General features: G+C 67.2%; 12 protein-coding genes. All 12 read left to right on the plus strand.

The genetic code is table 11. The features are described from left to right. Positions 1-544: 544 nt before the first annotated feature. Complete coding sequence (locus AACH32_RS03480) at positions 545-844, plus strand: DVU0150 family protein (RefSeq protein ID WP_338605386.1); 300 nt, start codon at positions 545-547, stop codon at positions 842-844. A gap of 27 nt (positions 845-871) precedes the next feature. After that, positions 872-1,909 carry a sulfite exporter TauE/SafE family protein gene (locus AACH32_RS03485; protein ID WP_338605387.1) on the plus strand — a complete coding sequence of 346 codons (1,038 nt, stop codon included), beginning with the start codon at positions 872-874 and terminating at the stop codon, positions 1,907-1,909. A 16-nt stretch (positions 1,910-1,925) separates the two neighbouring features. Further along, positions 1,926-2,249 carry a hypothetical protein gene (locus AACH32_RS03490; protein ID WP_338605388.1) on the plus strand — a complete coding sequence of 108 codons (324 nt, stop codon included), beginning with the start codon at positions 1,926-1,928 and terminating at the stop codon, positions 2,247-2,249. Positions 2,250-2,325: 76 nt separating this feature from the next. Continuing rightward, a complete protein-coding gene (locus AACH32_RS03495; RefSeq protein ID WP_338605389.1) occupies positions 2,326-2,616 on the plus strand; it encodes a hypothetical protein in 291 nt (96 codons plus the stop codon). 19 nt (positions 2,617-2,635) lie between these two features. Continuing rightward, the gene (locus tag AACH32_RS03500; protein WP_338605390.1) at positions 2,636-5,206 is read left to right on the plus strand and encodes a PEP/pyruvate-binding domain-containing protein; all 2,571 of its coding nucleotides are present in this window, start codon (positions 2,636-2,638) and stop codon (positions 5,204-5,206) included. Positions 5,207-5,217: 11 nt separating this feature from the next. Then, complete coding sequence (locus tag AACH32_RS03505; RefSeq protein ID WP_338605391.1) at positions 5,218-6,876, plus strand: sensor histidine kinase; 1,659 nt, start codon at positions 5,218-5,220, stop codon at positions 6,874-6,876. 20 nt (positions 6,877-6,896) lie between these two features. After that, positions 6,897-7,310 carry a response regulator gene (locus tag AACH32_RS03510; protein WP_338605392.1) on the plus strand — a complete coding sequence of 138 codons (414 nt, stop codon included), beginning with the start codon at positions 6,897-6,899 and terminating at the stop codon, positions 7,308-7,310. A gap of 9 nt (positions 7,311-7,319) precedes the next feature. Then, a complete protein-coding gene (locus AACH32_RS03515; protein WP_338605393.1) occupies positions 7,320-9,911 on the plus strand; it encodes a PEP/pyruvate-binding domain-containing protein in 2,592 nt (863 codons plus the stop codon). Positions 9,912-10,238: 327 nt separating this feature from the next. Next, entirely contained in the window at positions 10,239-10,652 is a 414-nt protein-coding gene (locus AACH32_RS03520) for a hypothetical protein (RefSeq protein ID WP_338605394.1), read from the plus strand. Next, positions 10,649-11,194 carry a hypothetical protein gene (locus AACH32_RS03525; RefSeq protein ID WP_338605395.1) on the plus strand — a complete coding sequence of 182 codons (546 nt, stop codon included), beginning with the start codon at positions 10,649-10,651 and terminating at the stop codon, positions 11,192-11,194. Before AACH32_RS03520 ends, AACH32_RS03525 begins: the two co-directional genes overlap by 4 nt. Positions 11,195-11,453: 259 nt before the next feature. Then, positions 11,454-13,025 carry an ATP-binding protein gene (locus tag AACH32_RS03530; RefSeq protein ID WP_338605396.1) on the plus strand — a complete coding sequence of 524 codons (1,572 nt, stop codon included), beginning with the start codon at positions 11,454-11,456 and terminating at the stop codon, positions 13,023-13,025. Further along, complete coding sequence (locus tag AACH32_RS03535; protein WP_338605397.1) at positions 13,013-14,371, plus strand: sigma-54-dependent transcriptional regulator; 1,359 nt, start codon at positions 13,013-13,015, stop codon at positions 14,369-14,371. Before AACH32_RS03530 ends, AACH32_RS03535 begins: the two co-directional genes overlap by 13 nt. The last annotated feature ends 150 nt before the right edge of the window (positions 14,372-14,521 follow it).

A 14,521-nucleotide genomic window follows, 5' to 3' on the forward strand; every position in this document is an offset into this window, starting at 1 on the left:
GTTGCCATCGTCGCTCCGAACTCGCTGTAGGCTTTGCTACAGCTCCGTTTGTCGCTCCTCGGCGCCTTGCCTGCCGCCGCCTGGCTGTGCCGCTGGGGGGCGCCCAAGCTCGGCTGCGATAATAGTCAAAACGCCTAACTTGTTCGCCGGGCGCCTTGCCTGCCGCCGCCTGGCTGTGCAGCGGGGAAAGCCGCCTCCCAGGTGGACTAAAGGCCGCTACCCATAGCCCCCCATCGGCCTTAGCGCTCGGTCAATCCCTTAACTCCCTAAAATTTAATCTATTTATTGTGCAAACCCGCTCGGCGGCCACTTTGGCGGTAGGGTTGGTTTCCCGTTCCACATGGTGATTTCTCCCGCCCGGCGGGGCGATTTCCCCCCATGTATTAGTGCCTAGCTATGGCCTCTATGAGGTTTCCCCCTCATTTACCCCGGCGGCCTTCCTCGTTTTTACTGATAGCCATAGGGCAAAAAGGCCTGCCAGTCCCCTGGGGTACGGCGGGGCCTGGACGGACTAAGGGCAAAAATCTAGAGAGGGAGAAGATTTATGGTTAGGAAACTGACGGCTGCCGGTCTGACGGCCGCCCTTTTGAGCCTGTTGCCCGTATGGGCCTGGGCCGCGGGAGGCGGTGGAGCCAGCGAACTGGTGGTCGTGGCCGACACCCGAGGCCTGGGTGGATTCAACTTCTATTTGGCCACCCTCTACAACCAGAACATGTGGCTCTTCGCCACCTGGGCGGTGGTGCTCACCTCCCTGCTGGGCGTCTGCCTGGGCCTGCTCATGGACCTGATCATGAGCCACATCGGTCTGGACCTGGGCAAGGGCGCCACTCACGTGGAACACTAGGCAACCCGGGCATAAGGAGCGAATACAATGGATTGGCTATTCATGCACATGCCCATCGCGGGGGTCGATATCTTCTGGCCCGGCCTGGTGTTGATCGGATTCGCGGTGGGGGTGATCGGCGGCTTCTTCGGCATGGGCGGGGCCTGGATGGTGACCCCGGGGCTCAACATCCTGGGATTCCCCATGGCCTTCGCCATCGGCACCGACATCGCCCACATCGCGGGCAAGTCGATGATCTCCACCATGCGGCACTCCAAATTCGGCAACGTGGACTACCGCCTGGGCTTCATCATGCTGATAGGCACCATGGCGGGCATCGAGGTGGGCGCCCAAGGCATCATGGCCCTGGAACGCATCGGCCGGGTGGGCCCGGTGGTGCGCTGGGTCTACGTGATCTTCCTGGGCCTCATCTCGTTCATGGTGTTTTATGATTACATCAAGGCGGTGAGAAGCCGCACCAAGAGCGACGACCCCAGCCACACGGGAGCCACCGGCGGCATCAACTGGGCGCCGACCCTGCACAAGATCAAGATTCCGCCCATGGTGCACTTCCGGGTCGCCAACATCCACTGTTCGGCGTGGCTGCCCATCTCCATCAGCTTCCTCACCGGCGTGCTGGCCGGCTTTCTGGGCGTGGGCGGCGGCGTGCTGCGCATGCCCGCCCTGATCTACTTCATCGGCGCCCCCACCCACGTGGCCGTGGGCACCGACCTGTTCGAGGTGATGATCTCCGGCCTGTACGGAGCCTTCACCTACAGCCTCAAGGGCCGCATCGAGCTGGTGGCGGTGTTCGTGATGCTCTGCGGCGCGGCCATAGGCGCCCAGATCGGCACCGTGGCCACCAAGTACGCCCAGGGCTACGGCATCCGCCTTCTGTTCGGCTGCGCGGTGCTTACCTGCATGATCTCCATCGTCTGCAAGCAGTACGGCGCCAACGCCGCGGCCACGGTGCTCATCCTGGGGGCCATCAGCGTCATCTGCATCTACATCATGGCGATCATGTTCCGGGGCGCGGCCAACGAACTGCGGGAAAAGAAGATGGGCTCATCCGGGGCCAAGGCATAGGGCCGGGAGGTATGTGATGAAAAAGATCGTATTGCTGTCGATCATGCTGCTGGCCCTGGTCTTTGCCGCCGGCTGCCTGGACAAGGCCGACGAGTCCCTGGTCTACCAGGGCGCCTGCCTGCAGGTGGACAACGGCGGCCACACCCTGGTGTTGGCCAACAGCCAACCGGAGCGCAACCCCATCAAGGGCGACAAGGCCACCTTCGACATCTCCAAGGCCAAGGTGGGCCTGGCCCCCGAGGTGGGCAACATGATCCGGGTGGCCTACTTCCCGGACAAGGGCAAGAACGTGGCTATCAAGGTGATGAACGTCACCAAGCAGGATCTGCGCAAGAAGTAACCCCTCGGACTTCCCCGCCCCTCCCCTTGGCCCCGGCCATGGGGAGGGGCTGGGAAGGCCTCCACAAGGAGCGGACATGGATTTTCGTAGAGGCCTGATCCTGGGCGTAATGGATATCCTGCTCTTGAGCGAGTTGACCTTCGCCATCTGGTACGCCCATTTTGAGATGGAAGTGGTGCTCTGGCGCTTTTTGCAGGTTTTCCTGCCCCTGGTGATCATCACCATCCTGGGTACCCGCTGGGCCTTCAGGCGCTGGGCCCCCAAGGTAAAGGTCACCGCCGAGGAGGCGGCCAGACAGCCCTGGCGGCCGGTGCATATGTTCGGGGCCCTGGGGCATGATCCCAACCCCCCCCGGCGCGATTCCTAGGGGTAAGGGACACGGCGCGATGGTCAAACGCATCGGCAAAATCTTGAATCGCCTGCGGGGCGGCAACGGGAGCTTGGGTCCCGGGGCCCACGGGGAGCTCAAGCTGCGCTTCCGCGAGTTCAAGTATTTGCTGAGGGCCAACAACGAGGTGTTGGCCATCATCGCCGAAATCGAGCAACAGTTGGCCGAGGGCGGCCAGGTGGGCCTGGACTTTCTGCGCAGCCGCTACATCGCGGCCAGCTCCAAGGTCTACAAGATGATCCGCCACCTGGGCCACATCTCCGACAACCGCTACCCCCAATTGGAAGTGGCCTTCCACCGCATCCGGGCGGAGATCGACCGGATCCTGGAGGAGGGCGGCGGCACGCGCAGCGGGGTGTTGGTGTTGCCCCTGGAGAATTTGGAGCCCGGCGAGGCCCACCTGGCGGGCAGCAAGGCCTCCAACCTGGCCGAGCTGGCCCGGGCCGGGCTGCCGGTGCCCGAGGGCTTCGTGGTCACCACCGAGGCCTTCCGGAGCTTCATGGACTTCAGCGGCCTGGGAGGCGCCTTGCGCCAGGCGGTGATGATCCTGGAGGGATCCTCCCTGGCCGAGGTGGAAGATTTCAGCCGCCTGTTGCAACAGAAAATCTTGGACGCGCCCCTGCCGCCGGAGCTGGAAAAGGAGCTCAGGGCCGGGGCCGCGCGCCTGGGGGCGCAAGGGGCCAGGGGGCTCATCTCCCTGCGCTCCAGCGCGGTGGGCGAGGACACCCAAAGCTCCTTTGCCGGCCTTTACCGCAGCCTGTTGGGGGTCTCCCCGGATGGGGCGGCCTCGGCCTACCGGGCCGTGGTGGCCGCCCTGTTCGCGCCCGAGGCGGTGGTCTACCGCCGCCGCCGGGGCCTGTTGGACCAGGACGCGGAGATGGCGGTGTTGGTCCAAGCCATGGTGGAGCCCAAGGCCAGCGGGGTGATGTACACCACCGATCCCCTGGGCGGGGGCAAGGGGCCGCTTTTGATCAGCGCGGTGCGCGGGCTGGGCCAAAGCCTGGTGGACGGCTCGGTGGACCCGGACCTCTACCGCCTGGAGCGCCGCCACCCCCCGCTGCTGCTGGATTTTTGCCCCGGCGGCCAGAGGGAGAGCCTGGGCCTGGAGAACGAGGGCCTGAGCCGCAGCGGGCTGGACGAGGCCGGGCGGGAGGAACCCCCGCTCAGCGAAGGCCAGGCCCTGGAGCTAGCCCGCCTGGGCCTGGAGCTGGAGGAGCGCTTCACCTGTCCCCAGGACGTGGAATGGGCCCTCACCGGCGACAACCGCCTGGTGATCCTCCAATCGCGTCCTTTGCAGGTGTTGGCCGCGCGCGCCGGCGCGGAGGCCGCCCCCTCGGTGGAGCCTCTCCTTAGCGGCGGCCAAACCGCCCGGCCGGGTGCCGGTTCCGGGGTGGCTTTTGTGGTGGAGCCCGGCGGGGACCTCAAGGATTTTCCCGACGGCGGGGTGCTGGTGGCCAAGAGTTCCTCCCCGGCCTTGGCCGCGGCCCTGCCGCGGGCGGCGGCCTTGGTCACCGACGTGGGCGGGGTGGCCGGCCATCTGGCCTCCCTGGCCCGGGAAATGGGAGTGCCCGCCCTGGTGGGCACCGGCGAAGCCACCAAGCTGATAGCGCCGGGGCGGGAGATCACCGTGGACGCCGGAGGGCGGCGCATCTATCCCGGCCGGGTGACCGAGCTGACCGGCCCCGAGCCCTCCACCTCCCTGTGCCGCCCGCGTCCCTTGCCGATCCCCTACTGGCACCAGGCCGCCGGGCTCATCACCCGGCTCAACCTCACCGACCCCCATTCGCCGCGCTTCGCGCCGGCCCGCTGCTCCACCTTCCACGACATCATCCGCTACGTGCACGAGATGTCCTTCAAGGAGATGTTCCGCCTGGGCGACGAGGTGGGGCGCGATCCCGGCGGCGGCGCCCAGCGCCTGGAGGCGGTGCTGCCCTTTGAGTTGTGGCTCATAGACCTGGGCGGCGGGTTGAACGCCGGCGAGGGGGTGGCTATCAAGCCGGAGCAGGTGACCTCGCTTCCCGGGGCGGCCCTGCTGGGGGGCCTGTTGGACCCGGCGGTGGACTGGAACCGGCCCCGCCCGGTGAGCCTTAAGGGACTGGCCTCGGTGTTCAGCGCCTCGCTACTCACCCCACCCAGGGACGGCAAGGTGCGCGACATGGGCCAGCGGGCCTACGCCATCGTCAGCGCGGAGTACCTGAACTTCAACTGCCGGGTGGGCTACCACTTCACCGCCCTGGACAGCTTCGTGGGCGCCCAGCAAAACGACAACTACATCAGCTTCCGCTTCCACGGCGGCGCGGCCACCGAGGACCGCCGCCAGCTCAGGGCCGAGCTTATCGAGCGCCTGCTCACGGACCTGGGCTTTAGCGTGGAGCGCACCGGCGACCAGGTCAGCGCCTTCCTCAAGAAATACCCCGCGCCCCAGATGCTGGAACTCTTGGAGGAGTTGGGCCGCCTGATCCTGTTCACCCGGCAGATGGACATGCTCATGAGCGGCAGGCCCATGGTGGAATGGTTGGCCCAGGCCTATGCCGCCAAGAACTACAACCTGAGCGAAAACGGGGAGTGAGGGGGACAGCCATGACTCGTCCCTATGCCAACCTCTCGCGGCGCATGACCATTGTGGCCCTTTTGGTGGCCTTGTTGCCGCTCAACGGCCTGGGGCTGGGCCTGTATTACTATTACAACTACACCAACACCCAGGCCCTCAAGGAAGAGCTCAGGATAAGGGCCCTGAACCGGGCCACGGCCATCGAGCTGTTTTTGGCCGAGCGCACCGCTCTTTTGGAGGTGTTGGCCCATGGGGCGCGCCTGAACCAACTGAGCAACGAAAGCGAGCTGGCCGGCCTGCTCTCTATCATGAACCGCCGCTCCTGGAGCTTCGTGGACCTGGGCATCATCGACAAACAAGGCCTTCACCGCGCCTACGTGGGCCCCTACCTGCTCAAGGAACAGAAGTACCTGGACGCGCCCTGGTTCCAGCAGGCCATGCAAAAGGGGGTCTACGTCAGCGACGTGTTCCTGGGCTTCCGCCAGGTGCCCCACTTCGTCATCGCGGTGAAGCACGAGAACGGCAGCGACAGCTGGGTGCTTCGGGCCACCATCGATTCGGACGTGTTCAACCGCCTGGTGCGCACCGCCCAGGTGGGCAAGTCCGGCGACGCCTACATCCTGGACCGTCAGGGACGTTTGCAGACGCCCTCGCGCCGGGGGGGCAAGGTGTTGGACCCCGCCCCGGTGGACATGAGTTCGGTGTCGCCGGGCAGTTCGGTGGTGGAGCGCACCACCGCCGACGGCCGCGAGGTGCTCACCGCCTTTTCCTGGATCTGCGGCGGCAAGTGGCTGTTGGTCATCGACCAGGACCCCCGGGAGATCCTGGGGCCGCTCAACCTGGCGCGCAACGTGGAGCTGGCCGTGCTGGGCCTGGCCAGCCTGTTCGTAATGGTGGCGGTGTTCATCCTGGTTCGCCTGTTCATCCGTCAGCTTAGGCGCAACGACGAGGAGCGGGCGGCCATCGACGCCCAGCTGGCCCACTCGGCCCGCCTGGTCTCCCTGGGGCGCATGGCCGCCGGGGTGGCCCATGAGATCAACAACCCCCTGGCCGCCATGAGCGAGCTGGCCGGCGAGATGCAGGACATCCTGGTGCCCGGCGAGCTGGCCAAGCTGGAAGAGGGCGACGTGGTGGGGGAAAACCTGAGCCGCATCCAGAACCAGGTTGAGCGGGCCCGCGGGGTGACCCACCGCATGCTCAAGTTCGCCCGGCGCATGGAGCCCCACATGGAGGGCATCGACATCAACGACGTGCTGCGCGAGTCCTACTCCTTCATCGAGAAGGAGGCCCTGTTCAACAACGTGAAGGTGCAGCTCGACCTGAACCCCAACCTGCCCATGGTGCAAAGCGACCGGGCCCAGTTGCAGCAGGTGTTCTTGAACCTCATGGACAACGCCCTGGACGCGGTGGGCCAGGGGGGTCGCGTAAGGGTGAGCAGCCAGGCGGACGGCGCCTGGTTGACGGTGAAGGTCAGCGACAGCGGCCCCGGAGTGCCGGCCGATCTGGCCGGCCGCATCTTCGATCCTTTCTTCACCACCAAGGATCCCGGCCAGGGGACCGGCCTGGGGCTTTCCATCAGCCACTCCATAATGCAGCGTTTGGGCGGCTCTCTGGAGTTGGAGAACCATCCGGGGCAAGGGGCCACCTTTGTGGCGCGCCTGCCCAATTCGCCGCCCGACACGGCGTGAAACCGGGAGCGGAGAAACAAATGAACCCATTCAAGGTATTGGTGGTGGACGACGAGCGGGACTTTCTGGAGTCCCTGGTGCGGCGCCTGCAACGGCGCTCGGTGGACGCCACCGGAGTCACCAGCGGCGAGGCCGCCCTGGAGCACATGCGCGTGCACAAGGTGGACGTGGTGGTCTTGGACGTGAAGATGCCGGGCATGAACGGCATCGAGGCCCTGCGCCGCATCAAACACAGCTACCCCGAGGTGGAGGTGATCCTGCTCACCGGTCACGCCTCGGTTGAATCAGGGGTGGAGGGGTTGGCCCTGGAGGCCTTTGACTATCTCATCAAGCCGGTGAAGCTCGACGAGCTCATCGAACGCATCATGGAGGCCTACGACCGGCGCAAGGTGGTCGGCGAACTGGCCGGCTCCCCGCCGCCCGACGCCCCCTAGGCGGCGCGCATGAACCTGGTCGAGCACTTCCGCCGCCTCTTCGCCCAACGCCCCCAGCCGGCGGACGAACAAGAGGTGGAGCGCCTGCGGGCCGAGTTCGCGGCCCGCTACCGTTGCTTCCGCGATTTGCTCTGCGCCAACCAGCGGGCCTTGGAGGCCCTGGCCGAGCTGGAGCAGGCCCAGGAGGGGAGCGCCCCGCCCAGCATGGCCTTTGTGCGGGGCCGGGCCACCGCCATGGCGGTGAACGTTTTTCGCATGATCCAGAACCTGGAGGCCCTGGCCCCGGACCGTTATCCCGGCCTGAGCCCCAGCTTCCAGGCGGTGCAAGCGGCGGTGCAGGGCCCCCTGGGCCCCGCGCCCGCGCCTTCGGAAGGCCCCCTGGTGCTGCCCCTGACCCAGGCGGCGCTGGGCGGCGAGGCCCTGGCCGGGCCCAAGATGGCCCTGTTGGGCCGGGTGGCGGCCGAGCTGGGCCTAGCCGTGCCGCCGGGTCTGGTCATCACCACCCGGGCCTACGCCCTGGTGGTGGAGCACAACGGCCTGGCCGAGGAGATCGCCCGGCTGCTGCAAATCGCCGACCTGGAGCGCATGGACAGCTTGCTGGCCACCTGTTCCCAGGTGCAGGGCCTGTTCATGCGGGCTCATATCCCCCCCGAGCTGGATCAGGCGGTGGAGGAGGGCCTGGACGCCCTGGACGACGGCGGCCACCAGCCCCTGCGTCTGGCCCTGCGCTCCAGCGCCCAGGGCGAGGACGCGCCGGGGGCCTCCTTTGCCGGGCAGTTCACCAGCGAACTCAACGTGGATCCCTCCCGCTGGGGCGAGGCCTACCGGGGGGTGATCGCCAGCCTTTTCAGCCCCCCGGCCGTAAGCTATCGCCGCCACATGGGACTCAGGGACGAGGACGCGGCCATGGCCGTGGGCTGTCTGGCCATGGTGCCGGCCCGGGCCGGGGGCGTGGCCTACAGCGCCGATCCCCTGAACCCGGACCAGCCGGGGGTGCTCGTCAGCTCTTGCTGGGGCCTGCCCAAGGCGGTGGTGGACGGCTCCTGGGACTGCGACCAGTTCCGGGTGACTCCCGGCCCGCCGGCCCGCCTGGCCCAGGCAACGGTGGCGGCCAAGCCGCGGCAATACGTCTGCGATCCCGTGGAGGGGGTGCTGCCTTCCCTGGTGGGACCGGAGCTCAGGGACGAGCCCAGCCTGAGCAAGGCCCAGGCCTTGGAGGTGGCCGAGGCGGCCCGGCGGCTGCAGGAGCATTTCGGCGGGCCCCAGGACGTGGAATGGGCCTTGGATCAGGAGGGCGGGCTGGTCATCCTGCAATGCCGCCCCCTGCCGGTGGGGGATCGGCCGGGGCGCCGGGCCCTGGTCAAGGGGGCCGAGCAACACCTGCTCCTGCGCGGCGGCACCACCGCCAGCCCCGGCGCGGCGGCGGGCCAGGTGCGCTGGGTGCAGACCGGGGGCGACGCGGTGGCCTTTGGCGAGGGCGAGGTGCTGGCCGTGGAGCAGCCTTTGCCCCGTTGGGCCCCCCTGCTGGGACGGGCCGCGGCCCTGGTGGCGGTAAAAGGCGGGGAAGCGGGGCATTTGGCCAGCGTGGCCCGCGAGTTCGGGGTGCCCGCTCTGTTGGGGGTGGGCCCGGCGGGCCGGGAGCTAGCCCAGGGCCGGGAAGTCACGGTGGACGCCGGCGGCCGGGCGGTGTACGCCGGGCGCCTGCCCCTGGCCGACCGCCCGGCGGCGGAGCCGCGCCTGCCCGACACCCCGGTGCGCCGGGCCCTGGCCCAGGTCGTCGCCCAGGCCGCGCCGCTCAACCTGCTGGACCCCGAGGACCCCGGCTTCACCCCCGAGGCCTGCCGCACCCTGCACGATCTGACCCGCTTTTGCCACCAAAAGGCGGTGGAAGAGATGTTCTCCCAGGCGGGCCGGGAGCACTTTCCCTTGCACGCCGCCCGCCAGCTCTATTATCACGCGCCCATGCAGTGGTGGATCATCGACCTGGAAGACGGGCTGCGCCACCCCCTGGCCGAAAAATACGTGCGCATCGAGGATATCTTGTGCGCCCCCTTCCACGCCTTTTGGGAGGGCCTGTTGGAGATTCCCTGGCAGGGGCCGCCGCCCATGGACGCCAAGGGCATGGCCTCGGTGATGTTCCAGGCCACCATGAACCCGGCCCTCAACACGGGGGTGAAAAGCAGCCTGGCCGAGCGCAACTACTTCCTGATCACCAAACAGTTCATGAACCTGCAATCCAGGGTGGGCTTCCATTTCTCCTCCCTGGAGGCCATGGTCACTCCCAATGCGCCGGAAAACCTGGTGAGCTTCTGCTTTAGGGGAGGGGCGGCGGACGAGGGCCGCCGGCGGGCCCGGCTAACCTTCCTGGAGGAGTTCCTGGCGGGTTTGGGCATGGCGGTGAGCCTCAAGGGCGACGCCTTGCTGGCGCGCTCCGAGGAATTGGAGGCTCCCCGGTGCCTGGGACTGGTCAAGTCCCTGGGCTATCTGACCATGCACACCCGCCAGCTGGACATGATCATGGCCAGCCCCCAGCGGGTGGAGTACTACCGGGCCAAGATCGCCGCCGACCTGGCCGCGCTGCGCCCGCCCGCCGGGGCTTGAGCCAGGGCCTGCTGGGGCAGGTTCTTGGCGTGGATCACCTTGCCGTCGCGTTGCGCCAAGACAAAACGATAGGGGCTGTCACCGCCATTGCGGATTCGCCAAAACCGCCTGGTGCCAGCGCGGGGCATATGGGGTATCATGGCCTGGCCGAGAAAAAACAGCGACGCCCAGGTTCCGGCGGGCAAGGGCCCTCCGTGCTCGGCTGGACAAACCAACGTCCTGTAATTAATAACGTTTTATCGGTCAAGCGCTCGCCGGGCCGGGCTGGGAGCCCGGCTTCCCGCCTGGGGGCGAAATCCGCTGGACCGCGGCCTGGGCCTTGCCGCCATGCGTAGAAAATTTTCTACCCAGGTGTCACCCTACGGATGTTTCCCCACCGCGGTGATCAATGCCTTCATCTACCGGGAACTGGCCCCACCCCCGGCGGAAGCTTTGGTCAGCCGCAGCCGTTGCGACGAGCTGCGCGGCCGCATCGACAAGGTGAAGCTGCTCCGGGGGGTGCGCGGCCTGGGCTTTCGCCGGGCCAGCGCCGGGGAAGTCCTCAAGGACGCGGGCATCATCACCTACAGCAACCGGCGCTACATCAACCACTCGGCCTTCTTCTTTCGCATCAACGGCCACGCCTACGCGGTCAACGCCCAGTTGGACAGCACCGCCCTGGTGGAGGTGGTGGGCATCCGCGCCTTTCTCAAGGAATACGAGAAATCCCTCTCCCAATACCAGCACTGGCGCCTGATTTGAGCGAACGCAATATTGCCGGGACCGCGCCCGCCGGGGCGACGGCCCTGGCGGCCCTGGCCAAGGCCAGAGCCATCCTGGAAGCCCACGGGCCGCAGCTGGCCACGGACCCCGAGCAGGCCCGCCTGCTGGGCGAGTACCACCAGGAAATCCTGCGCTCCCACGGCCTGATGCTGGCCAAGCTGGTCTTTGCCGACTGCGAGGTGTGCGCCGGGGTGGACGGCGGGGTGAGCTGCTGTTTCGAGGGGGCCGAAGATTGGTATTACCCCTTGTTGTTGTTGGCCAATTTGCTGATGGGGGTGGAGCCATCCCTGGAGCGCCGCCGGGCGGGCGACTGCCTGTTCAACGGCCGGCTTGGCTGTGAGCTCCCGGCCCGCTACGGCATCTGCCTCAACTTCTTCTGCCCCGACCTGTGCGCCCGCCTGGGCGAGGCCGACCTGCTGCTCCTGCGCCGGGCGGTGGGGCGGGAGCTGGAGGCGGGCCGCTTGTGGGAGGAGTTCGTGGGCCGCTGGCTCATGGCCCACGGCGACCGGAGCTGGATCTAAAGCCTTCGCCGTCTCTGCCTCCTTGTCCCCGACTGTGGCGTATGCTACAAAAGTACAAGCGGCGGCGCCCCGCACCGGCCGTCCCCACCATCCTGAGAAAACCGCGTTGCCGCTCCCAAGGCAGAATGCATCCGCGATGCGCCGCCCCACCTTCCGGCCGGGCAGCCATACGCGATCATGTTGACATAACAGTCTTTCTCCGCTCCGCCGACGTGGGGCGGGGAAGCCGTGGTTGGCGTTACCCCTTGCCTGGGAGTTTATGCCCATACCCAGCCATGCCCCGGTCTTGGCCGCGCCCCAAGCAACGGCGGACACCTATGCCCGCTTTCTGCGGTGGTTGGCGGGCCAGCGGGACGAGATCATAGACCAATGGGTGGAACGCCTCACCCTGATGTCGCCCTCCTACCGCCGCCGCCCCACCGCCGAGCTGTATCAGACGGTGACCGAGGCCTTCCGGGCCAACCAGCAGGCCCTGGAAAGCGGCGACCTGGGGCTCATGGACCGCTTCATCGACTTCATCACCGAAAAGCGCCTGCACGCGGGCTTTCCCCTTTCGGACGTGCAAAAGGCCTTTGAGCTGTTCCGGGAGTTGGTGATGGAGCGCCTGTGCCAGGGAGATCTGACCGGCTATTTGCCCGAGTGCCTGCCGCGCGTCAACGCCTGCCTGGCCTACACCATCCACCGCTTTTCCGACTGCTTCCAGGGCATGCACGAGCGCTATCTGCGCCAGCACGCCCACCAGCTGGAGCGCCAGGTGCACGCCCGCACCGCCGAGCTGGCCGAGAGCGAACGGCGCTACAAGACCCTGGTGGACGAGATCAACGACGGATATTTCATCATCCAGGGAGAGCGCATCGTCTTTGCCAACCAGACTTTTTGCCAGATGCACGGGGCCGGCCTGGAGAGCGTGGTGGGGGGGCGGTTCGCCGATTTCGTGGCCCCCGAAGACCGGCCCCTGGTCATGGGCGCGGTGTGGGAGGCCTTGGCCCATCGCTCCGGCGGGGGGCAGTTGGGGTACGACCGGGCCGGTTGCCCGGCCGACCAGACGGCCACGGAGATCAAGTTCAAGGTGGTGGACCTGGGCCAGGGCCCGGTGACCATCGGGGTGTGCCGGGACATCAGTCAGCGGGTGGCCCTGGAGGCCACCATCCGGGGGCACGAACGCATGGCCTACGTGGGCAAGGTGGCCGCCTCGCTTTCCCACGAGATACGCAACCCCCTGTCCACCTGCACCCTGAACATGCTAATCCTCAAGCAGAAGCTGAACCTGGACGGCTTCGACCGCCGCCGCCTGGAGCTTACGGTGCGGGAGCTGACCCGCCTGGAGGACATCCTGCGCGAGCTCTTGGACCTGGCCCGGCCCCTGGAGCTGAACCGCCGCCCGTCCCATCTGCCCCAGGTGGCCAAGGACTGCCTGGATCTGTTGGCCGGCAAGGTGCACGCCCAGGGGATCAGTATCTACCAGCGCCACGCCCGGGGCCTGCCCCCGGCCGAGGTGGACCCGGACAAGATCGAACAGGCCCTGTTGAACCTCTTGCTCAACGCCATCGATTCGGTGGAGACGGGGGGGCGCATCACCGTATGGACCCGGCGGGTGGCCCAAGACCGGCAAGACTGGGCCGAGCTGGGGGTGCACGACAACGGACCGGGCATCGATCCCAAGCTCAAGGAGAACCTTTTCGCTCCCTTTGCCACCAACAAGGCCCACGGCACCGGCCTGGGCCTGAGCAACGTCAAAAGGGTGGTGGAGGCCCACGGGGGCCGGGTGCTGGTCAAGAGCCGTCCCGGCCTGGGGGCAACTTTCATGATGAGGCTGCCGTGGACAAGCTGAACGAGATACTGCTCATCGAGGACGACCACGCCCTGCGCGAATCCCTGGAGATGTTTCTGCAGGAAAAGGGCTGCCGGGTGAAAAGCGTGGGCAGCGGCGAGGAGGGCCTGCGCCTGTGGCGGGAAATCTCGCCCCAGGTGATCATTCTGGACGTGCGCCTGCCGGACATCTCGGGCCTGGAGATGTTGCCGCGCATCACCCGCCAGGACCCGGAGGTCAAGGTCATCGTCATCACCGCCTTCCACGACATGGAGACCACCATCGAGGCCATGCGCCTGGGGGCCTACGACTATCTGCGCAAGCCCATCAAGGTGGACGAGCTGGACCGGGCGGTGGACAAGGCCATGCACATCGCGGTGGCTACCCGGGACAGCCGCCCGGTGGTGGGCCACGACCAGCCTCCGGACCCGCGCAACCGCATCATCGGCGACACCCCGGCCATGCACGCCATCTACAAGACCATCGGCCTGCTCTCGCGCAACCAGGCCTCGGTGCTCATCATGGGCGAGACCGGCTGCGGCAAGGAGCTGATCGCCCGGGTGATCCACGACTCCTCGCCCAACCGGGAGGAGCCCTTTGTCACCGTGGACTGCACCACCCTGCTGGACAACCTGTTGGAGTCGGAGCTGTTCGGCCACGAGCGGGGGGCTTTCACCGGCGCGGTGGAGACCAAGCTGGGCCGCCTGGAGCTGGCCGGCAAAGGCACCATTTTTTTTGACGAGGTGGGCGATCTGCCCCTGCCTTTGCAGGCCAAGCTGCTCAGGTTTCTGGAATACCGCGAGTTCACCCCGGTGGGCAGCAACCGGGTGCACCGCTCCCAGGCCCGCATCATCGCGGCCACCAACCAGGATCTGGAGGCCATGGTCCAGGCCAAGAGCTTCCGCCAGGATCTGATGTTCCGCCTCAAGGTGGTGAGCATCAAGGTGCCTCCCTTGCGGCGGCGCCTGGCCGACCTGCCCGAGCTGGTGCAGTTTTTTCTGTTCCAGATAAACCGGGAGCTCAACACCCGGGTGAGCCGGGTGGAAGAGGCGGCCTTGGAGCGCCTGAGGGCCCATCCCTGGCCGGGCAACGTGCGCGAGCTACGCAACGTGCTGACCAAGGCGGCCCTGGAGTCGCGCGGGGCGGTGTTGTTGGCCGAGGCGGTGGACGCGGCCCTGGACGCCGCCGGGGCGGCGCTTCCCCCCGAGGCGGCCCTGCGCAGTCTGGACGAGATGGAGCAGGAGCATATCGCCAGCACCCTGGACCAGACCGAATGGAACATCTCCGCCGCCGCCCGCTCCCTGGGCATGTCGCGCCCCACCCTGCGCAAACGCATGGCCCGCTACGGCCTCAAACGCCCGGTCTGATCCCCCACCTGGAAAGCCCTTTTCCAGCCCCCCGGTAAAGCCCTTTTCCAGCGCCGCTGACCGCCTTCGCGCACCGGCCGGGGCATTGGGCCCATTTGTCCATGATAGCGGGGCCTTGGGACGATCACACCCCGGAGGCCTGTCCCGGCA

The sequence above is a fragment of the Desulfoferula mesophila genome, assembly GCF_037076455.1.
In the GTDB taxonomy this organism is placed as follows: Bacteria; Desulfobacterota; Desulfarculia; order Desulfarculales; family Desulfarculaceae; genus Desulfoferula; species Desulfoferula mesophila.

Coding starts and splice junctions, on each gene's coding strand:
- AACH32_RS03530 (WP_338605396.1), top strand. CDS start 11,454: ATGCCCATACCCAGCCATGCCCCGGTCTTGGCCGCGCCCCAAGCAACG.
- AACH32_RS03510 (WP_338605392.1), top strand. CDS start 6,897: ATGAACCCATTCAAGGTATTGGTGGTGGACGACGAGCGGGACTTTCTG.
- AACH32_RS03495 (WP_338605389.1), top strand. CDS start 2,326: ATGGATTTTCGTAGAGGCCTGATCCTGGGCGTAATGGATATCCTGCTC.
- AACH32_RS03490 (WP_338605388.1), top strand. CDS start 1,926: ATGAAAAAGATCGTATTGCTGTCGATCATGCTGCTGGCCCTGGTCTTT.
- AACH32_RS03520 (WP_338605394.1), top strand. CDS start 10,239: ATGCGTAGAAAATTTTCTACCCAGGTGTCACCCTACGGATGTTTCCCC.
- AACH32_RS03515 (WP_338605393.1), top strand. CDS start 7,320: ATGAACCTGGTCGAGCACTTCCGCCGCCTCTTCGCCCAACGCCCCCAG.
- AACH32_RS03480 (WP_338605386.1), top strand. CDS start 545: ATGGTTAGGAAACTGACGGCTGCCGGTCTGACGGCCGCCCTTTTGAGC.
- AACH32_RS03505 (WP_338605391.1), top strand. CDS start 5,218: ATGACTCGTCCCTATGCCAACCTCTCGCGGCGCATGACCATTGTGGCC.
- AACH32_RS03485 (WP_338605387.1), top strand. CDS start 872: ATGGATTGGCTATTCATGCACATGCCCATCGCGGGGGTCGATATCTTC.
- AACH32_RS03500 (WP_338605390.1), top strand. CDS start 2,636: ATGGTCAAACGCATCGGCAAAATCTTGAATCGCCTGCGGGGCGGCAAC.